Below are 14,570 nucleotides of genomic sequence, written 5' to 3'. Positions count from 1 at the left end.
TCATCCAAAGTCATCTGCTTAATCTTGGTACCTTGACCAGCAGCACCGAACTGGTGATAGCGATCGCTACAAACCTTCTGCATATACTTGATGGAAGGCTTGAGGAAGTGGCGGGGGTCAAATTCCTTAGTATTGCTAGCCAAGGCTTCGCGCACCGCAGCGGTAATCGCCAGACGGTTATCCGTGTCAATATTCACCTTACGGACACCGCTCTTAATGCCTTTTTGAATTTCTTCAACGGGTACGCCGTAGGTTTCCGGGATTGTACCGCCGTATTGGTTAATCAGGGCAAGTAAATCTTCGGGCACAGAGGAGGAACCGTGCATCACGAGGTGGGTGTTCGGCAGACGGCTGTGAATTTCTTCAATCCGGCTGATAGCCAGAATTTCGCCAGTCGGCTTGCGGGTGAACTTGTAAGCGCCGTGGCTGGTGCCAATCGCAACTGCCAAAGCATCCACGCCGGTTTGTTCTACGAAGGCAACTGCTTCGTCTGGGTCGGTCAACAGCTGGTCGTGAGAGAGAACTCCTTCGGCACCGTGACCGTCTTCCTTATCACCCATGCCTGTTTCTAGAGAACCCAAGCAACCCAGTTCGCCTTCTACGCTGACGCCAATTGAGTGAGCGACTTCCACCACCTTGCGGGTGACTTCCACGTTGTACTCGAAGCTGGCTGGAGTCTTCGCATCTGCCTCTAAGGAGCCATCCATCATGACGCTGGTGAAACCGTGGCGCATGGCAGAGTAGCAAGTGCTTGGGGCATTACCATGATCCTGGTGCATGGCAATTGGGAGATGAGGGTAAGTTTCAACTGCCGCCAGAATCAGATGGCGTAGGAAATATTCTCCTGCATAGTTCCGAGCGCCACGAGAAGCTTGCAGAATCACGGGGCTATTTGCCTCATGAGCAGCCTGCATGATGGCCTGGATCTGCTCCATGTTGTTAACGTTATAAGCTGGGATTCCATAATCATTCTCAGCTGCGTGATCCAACATCAGCCGCATGGGTACGAGCGCCATAAATAGTCCTCCTATTGACTCGTCGTCAGTTACTTTGTTCTGGACAGCGAAATTATTACAATAATCTTAAGATAGTTTACCAGTCTCTAGGGAATTATCTTGATAATTCCGAGATAAGCAGCCAATACTGCATTTATAAGATTGCCTGATGGTGGAGGTTTAGCAAGAGCATTAGGCTTTCTAACAGGGTTTTGGTTTTGCTCTCGTTTCCAATTTATGTCTGGGAATGCTTTCTCTAGAAGGCTGTACTCTCAATAACGTAGATTCTCCTGGTTCCAGCTAGGAAATGAGAAAACTAATCGTTTGCCAGAGCGCTTCTCGCTTCTTGTCTTAATTTTCTTTAGGTATTTTTTGAGTATTTTTTTATGGGTCGCCCGGGATTCGAACCCGGAACTATTCGGTTAAAAGCCGAGTACTCTACCGTTGAGTTAGCGACCCGAAAACTTCAGTTGTTTAGACAACGTTTACAACGGTAACACAGATTACTGGAATTAGGAAAGGGGTTTTGAAAAAAACTTTTTTATAAAAAAGTTACGGTCAAACGAACTAATGTCTCCAAACTGCCTCCCGGTTCTAGACGCAGTAGCTGCTCTCCGGTATTCAGAGCATTGCGGGGGGCACTCCAAGGCTCCATGCAGTAAAAGTCTTTGCCTTTGACCGTCCAGAAGACAAAGGTGGAATAAGGGTTGTCCCAACTAAGGGTGAGCTGCAACTGTCGGCTGGCGTCGGAGGCAGTGGCTTCTTGACCGCTCAACTGCTTAAAGGCGACATCAATTTCATCTTGGTTAAAGTCAAAGGCACCCGTGAAGGGATGGGTTTGGCGGGTGCGCTGATCTTGGTATTCGGCGGCGGGAATTCCAAACTTGATTCCGGTTTTTTCGGGTGTCCAGAAGTAAGGATGCAGACCCGTGGAGAAGGGCATCGGCTCGGCTGAATAATTGGTGTAGCGCTGCCGAATCTCTAACGTGTTACCCAACAGACGGTAAGTGAAGGCGAGTTGAAAGTCAAACGGGTAAACGGCACGTGTCTGGTCGTTGCTGTTGAGGACAAGGGTAAGGCTAACCAGGTCTTGAGTCACTTGGTCGGTGACTTCCCAAGGCATATCGCGGGCAAAGCCGTGTTGCTTGAGGGTGTAGGGCTGACCTTGATAGGTGTATTGACTTTCGGGTAAGTTGCCGCAGATGGGAAACAGAATCGGAATCCCGCCTCTAACGCTCAAGTCTGGATTGGCAAACCGCTCTGCATCTAGGTAGAGGATTTCTTGTCCTTGGATGCGTAGGCTAGTAACGATACCGCCTCGCTCTGGAACGACCTCTAGATGGGACTGAGCGGCTTGGTCTGAGAGGATGTAGGTTTTGTAGAGCTGCTGCTTAGTGGCGATCGCGTACACCCGTCTTTTTCCGTTTCTATGGAGGATTTGCTGATTGTCTCAAACTTTAACAAACATTTCTTGAAATTCCCATATCTACTTTACACATCCTTAACAGTCGCTGCACTAAGCTGTTTTATACGGTCAATCTATCTATAGGATTAAATCGACAGCTTGCTCAGTAGAGAAGCAACCGCAGTAAACTCTTCTTTTGTCAAGCATCCGCTTGGTTTTGCCATTTGTGACCTCGATCACCTAAAAATACGGTCTAAAATCACAAAAAATGGCGGATTACCATCAATTCCTAATCTTGGAAAGTATTTCATACTCAAATATAGATATCTCAGCAAATCAAGGATAAACAGGTCGCCATGATTCGCACACTTGTAAAGTCAGCTTTCCAAACAGGTTGCCTCAGCGTCGCTTCTGAAGGTCTGATTCGCCAAGTGTTAGTGATGAAAGGCTACCAATCGGCGGATTTAGAAGCTCTTGACACCTTACACCAGGCATTGAATGCCGGTAAGATTCAAAGAGAAGCACGGCAGAGCGTAGCGCTGATATCGCCTCGGATACAAGCCCTGAAACCGTTCTTTGATAACTACAAGGCATCGTGATCGCGGCACGGCTGCCAAAACGATAGAAAAACTTTGATATCAGTAGAATTTTTATTTATTCGCTGCCGACCTGGGCCAAGAATTATTAGAATGATTAATAAGAACTACCAATCTCAGCTAGGTGCGCTTCCTAAACAAAGCGAGAGTTAGGATGACTGAATTGACTGCTACAAGGTTGGACTGGTTGCCAGTCAAGGCTTTTTGTCACCAGTTGCCTTCCCATTACTCATCTCAAAAGACTCATTGATACTCGTAGCTGCCTTGATTCAAGTTTCCCTTAGTGGTAAAAACCCTGAATGAGGATTGGAGTGCGCGCATTCTACCAGAGGGAGTATCCTACAATCCCTATCTTAAATGCCGCAGGATTCAAGCTAAACTTTGAAATTAAATCGGCAATATCATCTAGAACGCTCACTTTGAACCCTTGTCCCTACCCTCGATTTCCACATCTTTCCAAAAATTGGCATGGGGCTGACCAAGAGGCTTCCTTGCCTATCCAAAATCGGCATTCCCAGGCTTTAGGGATGCAAAGCCTTGCGCCCCTAAGAAACCCAACCCAAATCCCACATTCCAGGCTTTTGGGAAAAATAGGTAAAGATAAGGACAGGAGCCTGGGAGAATGGCAGGATTCAACCCCGATTACGTTTGAGAGAGGCTGGATACCTAAAAAAAGGTATGCAGGCTCCATGAAGAATTGCACAACTTATCTGCTCAGGAGAAGCAACCCATGCTACACCGCAAGATTTATCAACTCTGTTGCGATGGTCGTGAGGTCTGTATTTTCTTGCGGGACCAACAACGCTGGATCGAACGCGCTCGCATCGTTGACATTGAAGGAGATTTAGTCACGCTCCGCTATGAAACCGAAGAAGAAGATGAAGCTTGTTCTTGGGAAGAAATGGTTCGCCTCGAAAGCATTGGTGCTGTGACACAAAAGCTGGCTTCAGTGCCCAGAGGCAATGCTGAACCACTTGTCTCTGACGATTGTCCGGAAGCCGAACAAATTCGTCCGCGTTTCCCCGACTCGAATCCAGACTGAGGAATTAAAAATGCAAAATCAAAAATTAGAAATGCGGGATGCTTCATTTTTAATTTTTGATTTGATTTCTTATCTTTTTCAATCTTCGAGGCTTTCTAGGTCGTCATCTGAAGGGGTTGGAGGCGGATGCGCCGGTTCAAAAACTGGACAGTATCCTTCAGGTGTCACCTTAAATCCATACAGGGGCGAGTCCTGATTCCAACAGCGCTGCCCCCGTTGGTGTAGGCAGTTGCCGCAGCACTCAACATTCATGGGAACTCTGGCGTCGCTGCTTTGGCTTAAAAGTTCTCGTTGGGATAATCCGCGCAATACCAGTTCCTCACCCTGCCATCGGGCTTCCACTAAACCAGTATCAGCAAAGTGTTGCCAACGGGGATCGGCAGCGATCGCCTCCGGTAGGGTGATGGTAACGACTGTTCCCAGTTCCGTCAGCTCCCCTTCGTAACTGGTTTCGGGTGCCGCCGGTTGCACAAACGTCTCGCCAATCGGGAGTTCTACCAGCGTCCCAGCCGGTGGAGAATGCAAGTGGTAACGGTTGTGCAACTCCTCCAACCCGGTTAAATCAGCCAGGTAGGTGGGAGAGGCATGAACAAAAATTACGTGCTGAGGACGGATATTGTGAATCAGCTGGGTGGTTCCCAGCCCATCAGAATGCTGGGCAAGCAAATAGTTTTGTATCGTCAACGATGAGTAACTAGGCTCTTGGGAGAACCTGGGTTGCTGGGGCAGTAATAACACCCACGGCCCGGTGCCTGGTTGACAGTATTCTCTAAGATCGTGGTTTTCCTCAGTCAGGATAATGCATGGAGACTGACCGACAGAGGGACGTTGTTCTGGAAGCAACCGACGCACTCTGGGACGCACCCGTTCATCCCAAAATAGGGATTGATGACGGGCAAAATTTTGCACAGAGGCTGGGAGGTTGGTGAGAATATCCAAATAGGCATCGCAGCCAGCTGCCACGTTACCATCTACCCAGATATCGAGGTTGCGACCCGTGAATAAGTGGTGACTCCGCAAGAGCATCAAGAGTTCTTGCCCCAGTCCCAAAGTGGGCACGGGCATCAAGACAGAATTCGCTTGAGCGATCGCTTGATTAATTCGCTCTGCCAGCTGATTTTCTTGGTTCCGCCGGTGGGGATGACGCGCTGTGCCATAACTGCCTTCCACGATTAGCACATCTGGCTCTAAGCCTCGCAATGCTTCTAGCGGCAACCCCTCCACCAGCCGCGAGTTTGAAAGGAAAAAGTCACCTGTGTAAAGTAGGGTGTAAGAGCGGTGGCGACTCGTGTAGGTCAGCAAGATAGCAGATGCGCCTGGTAAATGTCCGGCTGGGAATAATTCCGCACTCAATCCCTCTTTGAATTCGACAGGCGATCGCATCGGCAATGCCTGACACAATTGCGGGAGATTCTGCGGATCTATCTCAGGCCAATTCAGTGGCAGCAGCTGGGTTGTCAATTCACTTGCATAGACTGGCAACTGAGGGAAGCTTTCATGCAGCGCCAGCAATCCCCTAGCGTGATCCGGATGGGCGTGGCTGCACAGCACTAAATCTGCTGGAGGATCTGCTGGAGGAATTCCCTCACCTTTGAGCGAGGAAATGTCCGCCAAACCACAGTCTAGGAGAATGCGGTGTGGCCCCATCCGTACCAGTAAGCAGACGCCTTCGTCGCCATGACCGACGCCATAGGGAAAATAGGCTAGTTCGTCATAGCCGTGAGAGGATACCGGGGGGGGTTGACTCATCATTCGATTTTCAATTTTAGATTTTGGATTTTAGATTCAATCCAAAATCATCGGAGGCTTAGAAACTCCGACCTCCGCAAACTCTAAAATCCAAAATTGACTGGCTAACAGCGATCTTAGTGAGCAGAACCGTTTCCGTGATAGTTGTCTGAATCGTAAAATCCATTCTTAGTGCCAAAAAATAGGCACGATACGGTAAAAACAAGTGTTAAGGCTGCTAAAACTAGCTTGACATCCATGAGTTTTTATGAGTTGAACGGGGTGGTTTGGTATATCTTAAGTATATTTAACGATGAATCTGATTAAAAATACCCAAATTGTAGAAGTTTGTTGGCTAGATCGCCCATCCACTGAAGTTGCACCTGATTTGGTGGGCTGCACGTTGGTGCGACAGATGCCTGATGGAGAAATCATCCGAGGGCTAATCGTGGAAACGGAAGCCTATGGCCCTGAAGATCCGGCTTGCCATGCCTATCGGCGACGAACCGAGCGCAACTGGGTAATGTTCGGGCCAGCCGGGAGAACTTATGTTTATTTAATTTACGGAATTTACTACTGCCTGAACGTGGTCACAGACCAGGACAGCATTCCCAGTGCTGTTTTGATTCGGGCTGTGCAACTAGAGTCTATACCGTCCTGGATCAAAGAGAGCGATCGCTCGAAACCCCATCGGATCGCCGCTGGGCCAGGTAAACTCTGCCGCACCTTACAAATTGACAGCACCCTGAATTCACAAGTTTTACAACCCGGTCAACCCCTGTGGCTAGAGCATCGTCAGTCACAATTTATGCCGGAACTTGTCCAAACAACTCGGATTGGTTTATCACAGGGAATCGATTTGCCGTGGCGGTGGTATCTACGCGGTTGTGCTGCTGTCTCCAAACTTTAATCGAAACTTTAAAGGGAGATGTCTTGGCCCTGCTCTGTGAAGCGGACATCTTTGATCTTCCATTGAGAATTCGCAGTGAGGGTTTTTCTGAGGCTGCCAAACAGAGCAAATTGTTCGCAGCTCGAAAGGGAGACAAATTTCCGCTGGGAACCGGGTGCAATTCGCAAATCAACCGTGGCAACTCGATTGCTGGGATTCACGCTGACACGATACCCAGCTAAATTAAAGTCGGCTGTGTCCCGCTCCTCCAGAACTTTGCCTACCGCTGCTTGGACGCTTTCAATCGCTGAAACGTCTACTTTTTCCGGTACTAGCGCTTCACACTGAGTATCGGGTTGATAGATGGTGACGGTGACATTGTTTTTTGAGGGAGCGGTTGTTGTTGCTTGGCTAATCGCACCCGTCAACAATTGGCTGGCATCTGACGCTTTCGTCGTAGTTTTGCTGGCTTCAATAGCATGAGCAGGAGGTAAGCCAGCTTTGTCTCTTTCGCTGTTTGTCGGTAAAGAAGCGCAACTACTTAGACTAGCGACAATCGCTCCAGTTAATAGAGGAACCCAATAATTTTTTGTACGCCTCATCGCTTTTGAAATCTGTCTTTAGATAGATTTTTTGATAGCCCCCAATGGTAAATGGCACCTTGAGGGGATAGCATAGTTTTACTGATACTGCTGAGCAATATCAGTGTAGATTTCTGCGGAATTTATGGACCGAAGTCCATTAGGTGACAGTAGTAAGCTCCTCTAGCGCCTGGGCGGGTCAGTCTCTCCCAGCGCGGGGGGAGACTAGGAGGTTTCTATGCTCACTCAGGAAGGACGTGTTGCACTGTCGGATATTGCTGACTTAAATCAGCTTAAGTCTGAGCTAAATCGCTTACCGGCGGTTGATGTAGGGGATTACATTGTCGAACTGCCCCCATCCAAGCGAGCGATCGCGTTTCGCTTGCTTAATAAAGCTCAAGCCATTGATGTCTTTGAATATCTGCCTCCGGAAGTGCAAGAAGAACTAATTGGTTCGCTGCACGATAACCAGGTGTGTCAGATTGTAGAGGCGATGCGACCGGATGACCGGGCGGAACTGTTTGACGAGCTACCCGCAGGCATTGTGAAGCGGCTGTTGCAGCAACTCAGCCTTGAAGAACGGCAGGCAACTGCCAGGATTCTGGGCTATCCCGAAGGCACGGCGGGTCGGGTAATGACGACGGAATATGTACGGCTGCGCGAAGGCTTAACGGTCGGAGAAGCCTTGAGCAAAATCCGTGTCAGTGACGAAGATAAGGAAACAATTTACTACGCCTACGTCACCGACGACAACCGCAAGCTCGTTCGGGTTGTATCGTTGCGGCAACTGTTGTTTTCGCTTCCCAATGCCCTGATTGGGGATATTGCGAGCGATCGCGTTGTCAAAACTTACACAGAAACGCCCCAAGAAGAAGTCGCGCAACTAATGAAGCGCTATGACTTGATCGCCGTGCCTGTGGTTGACCGCGAAGATAGGTTAGTGGGGATTGTCACCATTGATGACGTGGTAGACATTCTAGAAGAGGAAGCCACACAAGACATTCAGAAACTGGCGGGAGTCAGTGGCGGTGATGAAGCCGCCTTGTCGCCTCCTTTGGTGACGCTTCGTAAGCGTCTGCCTTGGCTGTTAGGGAATATTATTCTCTATGTCGGAGCCGCCAATGCGATCGCGCCTTTTCAGGGAACGATTTCATCAGTGCCCGTTTTGGCAATCATCATGCCAATTTTAGCCAATAGTAGTGGCAATGTCGGCTTTCAGGTCTTATCGGTGACTGTGCGCGGACTAGGTGTAGGTGAAATAACACCACAGGATACGCTGAAACTTCTCCGTAAGGAAATTCTCGCTGGCTTGGGTACAGCCTTGTCACTGGGTTTTGCCTTGGGTGCCCTTTCTTTGATTTGGTCTCCTGCCAATGAGCGATGGGTGGGGTTGGTTGCAGGACTGGTGATGGCTATCAATGTCTTGATGGCTGCCACCCTAGGGACTTTGCTGCCAATGGGTATCAAACGGTTGAACTTAGATCCAGCACTCATTAGCGGTCCCCTGCTGACCACAACGCTAGATGCATTGGGGTTCTTGACTTTCCTGACGCTAATCTCAGCGGCTTTGAATGTAGTATCTAGATGAGCAGTCAGTTGTCTTCTGTTCGTTGTTCGTTGCTACTGACCACACCTAATGGCTACCACTACCTGGACTCGTCACCACGTTCTTTCCTTAGCTGATTTCACCCCAATTGAATACAATACTGTGTTGCAAACTGCCGCCAGTTTCCGAGAGGTACTGTCGCGACGCACGAAGAAAGTGCCAACGTTACAAGGTCAGGTGGTAGCCAATCTATTTTTTGAATCCTCTACCCGCACCCGCAGCAGTTTTGAACTAGCGGCAAAGCGTCTCTCTGCCGATACGCTGAACTTTGCCGCGGCAACATCTTCTCTAACGAAAGGAGAGACCATTTTAGATACGGCGAAAACCTATTTAGCGATGGGTGCGGACATGATGGTGGTTCGTCATCGGGAGGCGGGAGTGCCGCAAGCGATCGCTGCCGAAATGGATCGCTTAGGTTCAAAGGTGGGCGTCCTCAATGCCGGGGATGGTCAGCACGAACATCCATCCCAAGCATTGCTGGATCTTTTCACCATCTGTACCCTGTTAGACCCAGATCACCCGCGACTTGAACTGCTCAAAGATAAAAAAATTGCCATTGTCGGCGACATTCTCCACTCGCGGGTTGCCCGGTCGAATATCTGGAGTTTAACGGCAACGGGTGCGGAGGTTCACTTAGCAGGACCCCCCACGCTTCTCCCTCAGTTGTTTGCCGCCTATGGCACTGAGGAGGGGAGCCAGGGAGCCGATCGCCCGTTACCAAGCACCCACGACCAATCCCCCATTCCCAGCCGCAAGCTTTTTCTCCACTGGGATTTGGAACCCGCTTTACAAGATGCTGATTTTGTGATGACGTTGCGGCTGCAAAAGGAACGGATGACGCAGCATTTGCTGCCCAGTTTGCGAGAGTACCATCAGCGGTATGGGATAACACGCGATCGCCTGAAACTCTGCAAACCTGACGTTAAGGTACTGCACCCAGGACCCGTCAACCGAGGCGTAGAAATTAGCTCTGACTTGATGGACGACCCCCAGTTCAGCTTAATCTCTCAGCAAGTGACTAGCGGCGTGGCTGTCCGTATGGCGCTCCTATATCTGATGGGCGGTGGCAAGGTTTAGCAGCCAGGGTTCTGCAAAATCTTGGGGTACATCGACAAAATCTGGAACAACACAATCTGAAACAACAAGTCCAAGGAGCGATCGCTTAGGGTAATGCGGGTGCTGGATCGATCAAAATAGATCCAGTTCCTTTCTCAGGATTTCAACGTGATGAATGGCGTCACCACTCTCCTAAACCTTCCCAATCAACCCTCCGCGAAAGATAGTTTTACGATTAGCTTCGCTCCCTTATCAATGGAGGAAGTCTACTCACTAGCGGACGATCCTGCCAACGGAGCCGTGGTAGTCATGAGTGGAATGGTACGCAATCAAACTGATGGGAAGCCAGTGGTTGCTTTGGAGTATCAAGCCTACGAACCGATGGCTTTGCACATATTTAGTCAAATTGCTGCCAATATCCGCCAAACCTGGCAGGATGTCAATCGAGTAGTGATTCACCATCGCATCGGACGCTTGCAGATTGGCGAAATCAGCGTGTTGGTTGCGGTTGGGTGTCCTCACCGCTCAGAAGCTTTTGAAGCCTGCCAATATGCAATTGATACCCTAAAGCACAATGCCCCCATCTGGAAAAAGGAACATTGGGCAGATGGTTCTAGCAGTTGGGTGAGTATCGGTGCCTGTGAAACCCAGCCAGAGGGGTGTTAAGTCGCCTTCTGCTGGTTCAGAAAAGAATGCCCTTGACCGATACTTTTTACAAAACTTTAAACTTTCAAGGGCTTTAGATTGCAGTTTGTAACTATTGCTTTATCCCAGGAAAATTATCCTTTAGACTGATCCCCAATTCATAATTTGGGGATAAAGGGGATAGGCTAATGCCAAATCTGAACTGGCACGAATATTTACTTTTTGTTTCTTTTGTGGGTAGTATTGCTGGGCTTTTCTTACTATCCGTTGACAAACAAACTCAGGTGGATGAGCTTGAAGAAACGGAGGAAATGCTATTGACAATGAGCTTTACTTACTGGATAGTTTACTGCGTTGTTGTAGGTATCCTGAAGTTTAGCCACCCTGAGTGGGAGATTTTGTTGATGAGTTTGAAGTTAACGGCTGCTTTTTCTTACTTGTTGACCTTTACTTCTGTCCTAACTCTGCCGCTGCACCGGATGTCAGTTCGGCAAGTAGAGTAGTATAAATTTTGTCTGAATCCCTAAAATTACTATCAGACTTCCCTGTGAGCCAATAGCTAATTGTTTAATGCTCAATTAATCGAGGTTGATTCCCTCATTAAAACTGAATCGTAAAATTGAATTCACGCTTAATAGAAAATCACCCCATTTCCGAATTTTGGCAATTCAAATGGGGTGATTTTGGTTTTATGGCTTTAGCTTAATAGACGATCAAGCCTAGCGACAAGTGCCGAGATTGGTCGAGTTTGAACTGGGAAACCCGTAAGAAATCCATCCGGCAACAGGGGCTGTAATCTGAACCCAGGCACGGCGTTCGGCGTCGAAGGTGAATGCTGGAGGACTGGTTCTGAGGGTGACTCTATCTCCAAACTTAACTCCGCCAACTCTAGTACCGTTTTTGCCGGGTGCGGTACGAATAGCCATCCCTTCAGCGCCCTTGTAGGTAATGACGCGGCAAAGGCTAGTTGTAGGATTCGGTCTGGGATTCGGGCTGGGAGTTGGATTGGGAGTCGGGGTAGGGCTGGGAGTAGGTCTAGGGGTAGGATTGACTCCAGAGCAGGTTGTGAGGTCTCTTGCTTGGACATACCCGGTTACAGGGGCACTGATGGCGATAAAACCGGCGCTGCCATTGTCTGCAAGGGTAACTTGTTCGCCAGCAGCGAGCGTTCTAATTGTTTGGCTGGAGAGCGATCGCTGCGTATAGACAAAAATCCGCGCTTTCGTAGCGCGGCATTGTCCTACCAGACTTTGCGCTATTTCAAAGCTGCCCCCAGGTTGAACTGAGTTCTGTTCTGATTGTGCAATCGTGTTAGCAGTTGTGGTTGTGCTAATGGCAGGAGTGGGAAAATTCAGACTTCCCACGACGCTCAAGCCTAAACTAAAGAGAGCGATAGGCTTGCCCCAGCGACTCATCTTTTTCATACGGTCAACTCCTCATCTCACCAAAAAGTTTTTGTTAGAGACTTCAGCCAAGAAAACCGATTGACGGTAGAACCAAGTTTTTGAAGATGGCTCGGCTTCAGTTGCCCAGCATCTTTATTCAGCTTTGACGCTACCGAACATCAGGATCGTCAATCTTTTAGAAGTCTCCTCGTCAAATAGCATACAAGTAAAGATTAATCCAAATCATCGGAAAGAAGGCAGAAATGTCAAGAGTAAGAGCGATTGCTCTTTGGGCTTCACCGCACTCAGTCTCCAGAAAGCGATCGCCTTTACTCCTGAAACCACGCCGTTAACGCTACAGCAAGGGCATCGGCGGCATCATCCGGCTTGGGAATGTAGCCCAAATTTAACTCCCGCGCCACGGCTTGCTGCACTTCGGACTTATCCGCATTTCCCATGCCAGTCAGCGCTTGTTTAATTTGGGCAGGCGTAAACTCAACAAACGGAACCCCGTGCTGTGCCAACACCAACATCAGCACCCCCCGTGCTTGAGCCACCACAATCGTGTTTCCCATCCGATAAAAAAACAATTTCTCGATTGCCACCAGATGGGGTTGACACTGCTCCATCAGCGTGTGCAAATCGTCGTAAATCGTGCGGAGTCGCTCCCCCATCTCCGTCTTTGCCGAGGTCTGAATCACGCCAAAATCTAGTAAACTTACCACCTCAGACGCAGTTTCTACTTGGCGCTTCGCGCGATCGCCACCTGCCGCTGCGGCATAATCTACCTTTTGGCAGACAATTGTCCCAAATCCTAATCTGGCAAGTCCGGGGTCTAATCCTAAAATACGCTTTTCCATCTAGCCTAGCTTTGGGGATTCACTCAAGGGGGAACTGCAATCGGTTAATTGAACGCTTAGAAGCAACAAGCGGGTCTAATCACTGAGTCGTAACATCTTGATTCCTGATCCAAGCAGCAAACCATCGCAACCTATCATAAGCTGAGTTGAAAAATCCCCTCCTCTGTTTCTTAGTTTCGTATGTCACATCTGAGTGGCTTAGTGAAAATGTATTCTGATGGGCACAGCCTTAGTGTTGCTCAGTGGGTAGCAACTTCTGCCTTCCCCGTGCCAGTCCAATCAATCCGTAGAGACGATTCATCAATCGCGCCTACTTGAGTGGATTCGCCAAGCAACGTTAAAGTCGAGTCTTGCCTTTGTGTCCCCTAGGAATCCGCAATGTCAAACGTTATTTTCAAACAAGCCTTACGCACGCTCAAACAAGATTCGCATATGGTCTGGAGTTTTAAGCCTAGGACGCCCCAACGAGTCAATAGCTGGTTTAAGTGGTTAGCGCCCGGACTATTAGTAAAACGCTGGTTGCTGATCAGTGTGGGAGGCGTGCTGCTAACCAGCCTAGGTTTGGCGATTTGGGTGAAACTGACCCCAATTTTCTTATTGATTCAGTTCATTGGGAACATTCTGGAAGCAATTACCACGATTATTCCCAATTATGTGTCCGGTCCAATCGCGATTGGCTTGGGTTTATTTTTTATTTTTTTAGGACAAACCCGCTCGATGGGAGCGATTACCGAGGTACTGAAGCCTTCCCAGGATGAAGAACTTATTGATGTGCTGTTGGCGCATCGCAAACTTAACCGGGGACCAAAAATCGTGGCAATCGGCGGTGGCACCGGGCTTTCTACTTTGCTCAGAGGATTGAAGGAATACAGCGCCCACATTACGGCGATTGTAACGGTGGCAGATGATGGCGGCTCCTCTGGTCGTCTGCGGCGAGAAATTGGCGTCCTACCGCCGGGAGATATTCGCAACTGTATCGCGGCATTGGCAGACCAAGAAAAGCTATTAACTGAATTGTTTCAATATCGTTTTAAGGCTGGGGATGGTCTGAACGGTCATAGTTTTGGCAACCTATTCCTGACGGCAATGAGCGATATTACCGGAGATTTGGAGCAAGCGATCGCTGCCAGTTCTCAAGTTTTAGCTGTGCGAGGGCGGGTGCTACCGGCCACGTTGTGCGATGTTCGCCTCTGGGCTGAGTTAGAGGATGGACGCACCATTGAGGGGGAATCGAGCATTACAGAAGCCAATGGTCAGATTAAGAAAATTGGTTGCATTCCTAGCAACCCCCCCGCTTTGCCTAAAGCTTTACAGGCAATTGAGGAAGCCGATTACATTATCATCGGCCCTGGAAGCCTTTATACAAGCGTGATTCCCAATTTATTGGTGCCAGAGATTGCCGAAGCGATCGCCCAAAAGCAGGTTCCCCGCATCTACGTCTGTAACATCATGACCCAACCGGGAGAAACCCAAGGTTACACGGTTGCAGACCACATTCGCGCCATTGACGCCGCCTGCGGACGACCGCTATTTAACGCCGTCTTGGTGCAGCGGAAAGTTCCCAGTGCGAATGCCCTGATTCGCTATGCTCAAGAAAGTTCCCATCCGGTTTTTCTAGATCGAGAAGCCATTGGGCTGCTGGGGCGTCGCATTGTTTTAACCAACGTGATGGATGAAGACCCAGAGACGGGTTATGTACGCCACAATCCTGAGCGGCTGGCACGGGTGTTGCTGAGGTGGTATAGTCGCGCCCAGGCAGTAGAGTTTTGAGTTTTGAGTTTT

At 49.1% G+C, this 14,570-nt stretch carries 14 protein-coding genes and 1 tRNA gene; 8 read left to right on the top strand and 7 right to left on the bottom strand.

What is annotated here, in order from left to right; translation table 11 throughout:
• The 3 genes from fba to H6F50_RS02330 form a co-directional block, all read right to left on the bottom strand.
• Nucleotides 1-1,016 (bottom strand): class II fructose-bisphosphate aldolase (fba, locus tag H6F50_RS02340; RefSeq protein WP_190425911.1); only part of this gene is annotated, 1,016 nt, incomplete at its 3' end.
• 366 nt (nt 1,017-1,382) lie between these two features.
• Nucleotides 1,383-1,454: transfer RNA gene (locus H6F50_RS02335), tRNA-Lys, on the bottom strand.
• Between the two features lie 82 nt (nt 1,455-1,536).
• Nucleotides 1,537-2,406, bottom strand: a complete 870-nt coding sequence (locus H6F50_RS02330; RefSeq protein ID WP_190425908.1) for an aldose epimerase — start codon at nt 2,404-2,406, stop codon at nt 1,537-1,539.
• Nucleotides 2,407-2,756: 350 nt separating this feature from the next.
• Between H6F50_RS02330 and H6F50_RS02325 the strand changes: the two genes are divergently transcribed.
• Nucleotides 2,757-2,999, top strand: coding sequence for a hypothetical protein (locus H6F50_RS02325; RefSeq protein WP_190414030.1), 243 nt, complete (start codon nt 2,757-2,759; stop codon nt 2,997-2,999).
• Between the two features lie 727 nt (nt 3,000-3,726).
• Complete coding sequence (locus tag H6F50_RS02320; protein WP_190414032.1) at nt 3,727-4,038, top strand: DUF6679 family protein; 312 nt, start codon at nt 3,727-3,729, stop codon at nt 4,036-4,038.
• A 78-nt stretch (nt 4,039-4,116) separates the two neighbouring features.
• Here the strand turns inward: H6F50_RS02320 and H6F50_RS02315 are convergent, their stop codons facing one another.
• Nucleotides 4,117-5,790 carry an MBL fold metallo-hydrolase gene (locus H6F50_RS02315; RefSeq protein WP_190425903.1) on the bottom strand — a complete coding sequence of 558 codons (1,674 nt, stop codon included), beginning with the start codon at nt 5,788-5,790 and terminating at the stop codon, nt 4,117-4,119.
• Nucleotides 5,791-6,079: 289 nt separating this feature from the next.
• On the opposite strand from H6F50_RS02315, the gene H6F50_RS02310 reads away from it, so the two are divergent.
• A complete protein-coding gene (locus H6F50_RS02310; protein WP_190425900.1) occupies nt 6,080-6,676 on the top strand; it encodes a DNA-3-methyladenine glycosylase in 597 nt (198 codons plus the stop codon).
• Between the two features lie 8 nt (nt 6,677-6,684).
• On the opposite strand, the gene H6F50_RS02305 is transcribed toward H6F50_RS02310, so the two are convergent.
• Nucleotides 6,685-7,257 carry a sporulation/spore germination protein gene (locus H6F50_RS02305; RefSeq protein ID WP_190425897.1) on the bottom strand — a complete coding sequence of 191 codons (573 nt, stop codon included), beginning with the start codon at nt 7,255-7,257 and terminating at the stop codon, nt 6,685-6,687.
• A 217-nt stretch (nt 7,258-7,474) separates the two neighbouring features.
• Between H6F50_RS02305 and mgtE the strand changes: the two genes are divergently transcribed.
• The 4 genes from mgtE to H6F50_RS02285 all read left to right on the top strand — a co-directional run bounded on the left by mgtE (nt 7,475) and on the right by H6F50_RS02285 (nt 11,046).
• Nucleotides 7,475-8,824 carry a magnesium transporter gene (mgtE, locus tag H6F50_RS02300; protein WP_190425893.1) on the top strand — a complete coding sequence of 450 codons (1,350 nt, stop codon included), beginning with the start codon at nt 7,475-7,477 and terminating at the stop codon, nt 8,822-8,824.
• A 48-nt stretch (nt 8,825-8,872) separates the two neighbouring features.
• Entirely contained in the window at nt 8,873-9,919 is a 1,047-nt protein-coding gene (locus tag H6F50_RS02295) for an aspartate carbamoyltransferase catalytic subunit (RefSeq protein WP_190425891.1), read from the top strand.
• Between the two features lie 150 nt (nt 9,920-10,069).
• A complete protein-coding gene (locus H6F50_RS02290) occupies nt 10,070-10,564 on the top strand; it encodes a molybdenum cofactor biosynthesis protein MoaE (RefSeq protein WP_190414042.1) in 495 nt (164 codons plus the stop codon).
• A 167-nt stretch (nt 10,565-10,731) separates the two neighbouring features.
• Nucleotides 10,732-11,046, top strand: coding sequence for a hypothetical protein (locus H6F50_RS02285; protein ID WP_190414044.1), 315 nt, complete (start codon nt 10,732-10,734; stop codon nt 11,044-11,046).
• Between the two features lie 216 nt (nt 11,047-11,262).
• Here the strand turns inward: H6F50_RS02285 and H6F50_RS02280 are convergent, their stop codons facing one another.
• Together H6F50_RS02280 and ruvC are read right to left on the bottom strand one after the other, a co-directional pair.
• Nucleotides 11,263-11,967, bottom strand: coding sequence for an SH3 domain-containing protein (locus tag H6F50_RS02280; RefSeq protein ID WP_190425888.1), 705 nt, complete (start codon nt 11,965-11,967; stop codon nt 11,263-11,265).
• 290 nt (nt 11,968-12,257) lie between these two features.
• Nucleotides 12,258-12,788, bottom strand: a complete 531-nt coding sequence (gene ruvC, locus H6F50_RS02275) for a crossover junction endodeoxyribonuclease RuvC (protein WP_190414048.1) — start codon at nt 12,786-12,788, stop codon at nt 12,258-12,260.
• Nucleotides 12,789-13,166: 378 nt separating this feature from the next.
• On the opposite strand from ruvC, the gene H6F50_RS02270 reads away from it, so the two are divergent.
• The gene (locus H6F50_RS02270; protein WP_190414050.1) at nt 13,167-14,558 is read left to right on the top strand and encodes a gluconeogenesis factor YvcK family protein; all 1,392 of its coding nucleotides are present in this window, start codon (nt 13,167-13,169) and stop codon (nt 14,556-14,558) included.
• Nucleotides 14,559-14,570: the final 12 nt, after the last annotated feature.

The organism is Coleofasciculus sp. FACHB-712 (genome assembly GCF_014695635.1).
Taxonomy (GTDB): domain Bacteria; phylum Cyanobacteriota; class Cyanobacteriia; order Cyanobacteriales; family FACHB-T130; genus FACHB-T130.
This window is presented reverse-complemented; position numbering and strand designations above follow the sequence as displayed.

Coding starts and splice junctions, on each gene's coding strand:
- H6F50_RS02310 (WP_190425900.1), top strand. CDS start 6,080: ATGAATCTGATTAAAAATACCCAAATTGTAGAAGTTTGTTGGCTAGAT.
- H6F50_RS02315 (WP_190425903.1), bottom strand. CDS start 5,790: ATGATGAGTCAACCCCCCCCGGTATCCTCTCACGGCTATGACGAACTA.
- ruvC (WP_190414048.1), bottom strand. CDS start 12,788: ATGGAAAAGCGTATTTTAGGATTAGACCCCGGACTTGCCAGATTAGGA.
- H6F50_RS02325 (WP_190414030.1), top strand. CDS start 2,757: ATGATTCGCACACTTGTAAAGTCAGCTTTCCAAACAGGTTGCCTCAGC.
- H6F50_RS02320 (WP_190414032.1), top strand. CDS start 3,727: ATGCTACACCGCAAGATTTATCAACTCTGTTGCGATGGTCGTGAGGTC.
- H6F50_RS02270 (WP_190414050.1), top strand. CDS start 13,167: ATGTCAAACGTTATTTTCAAACAAGCCTTACGCACGCTCAAACAAGAT.
- H6F50_RS02305 (WP_190425897.1), bottom strand. CDS start 7,257: ATGAGGCGTACAAAAAATTATTGGGTTCCTCTATTAACTGGAGCGATT.
- H6F50_RS02285 (WP_190414044.1), top strand. CDS start 10,732: ATGCCAAATCTGAACTGGCACGAATATTTACTTTTTGTTTCTTTTGTG.
- mgtE (WP_190425893.1), top strand. CDS start 7,475: ATGCTCACTCAGGAAGGACGTGTTGCACTGTCGGATATTGCTGACTTA.
- H6F50_RS02280 (WP_190425888.1), bottom strand. CDS start 11,967: ATGAAAAAGATGAGTCGCTGGGGCAAGCCTATCGCTCTCTTTAGTTTA.
- H6F50_RS02290 (WP_190414042.1), top strand. CDS start 10,070: ATGAATGGCGTCACCACTCTCCTAAACCTTCCCAATCAACCCTCCGCG.
- H6F50_RS02295 (WP_190425891.1), top strand. CDS start 8,873: ATGGCTACCACTACCTGGACTCGTCACCACGTTCTTTCCTTAGCTGAT.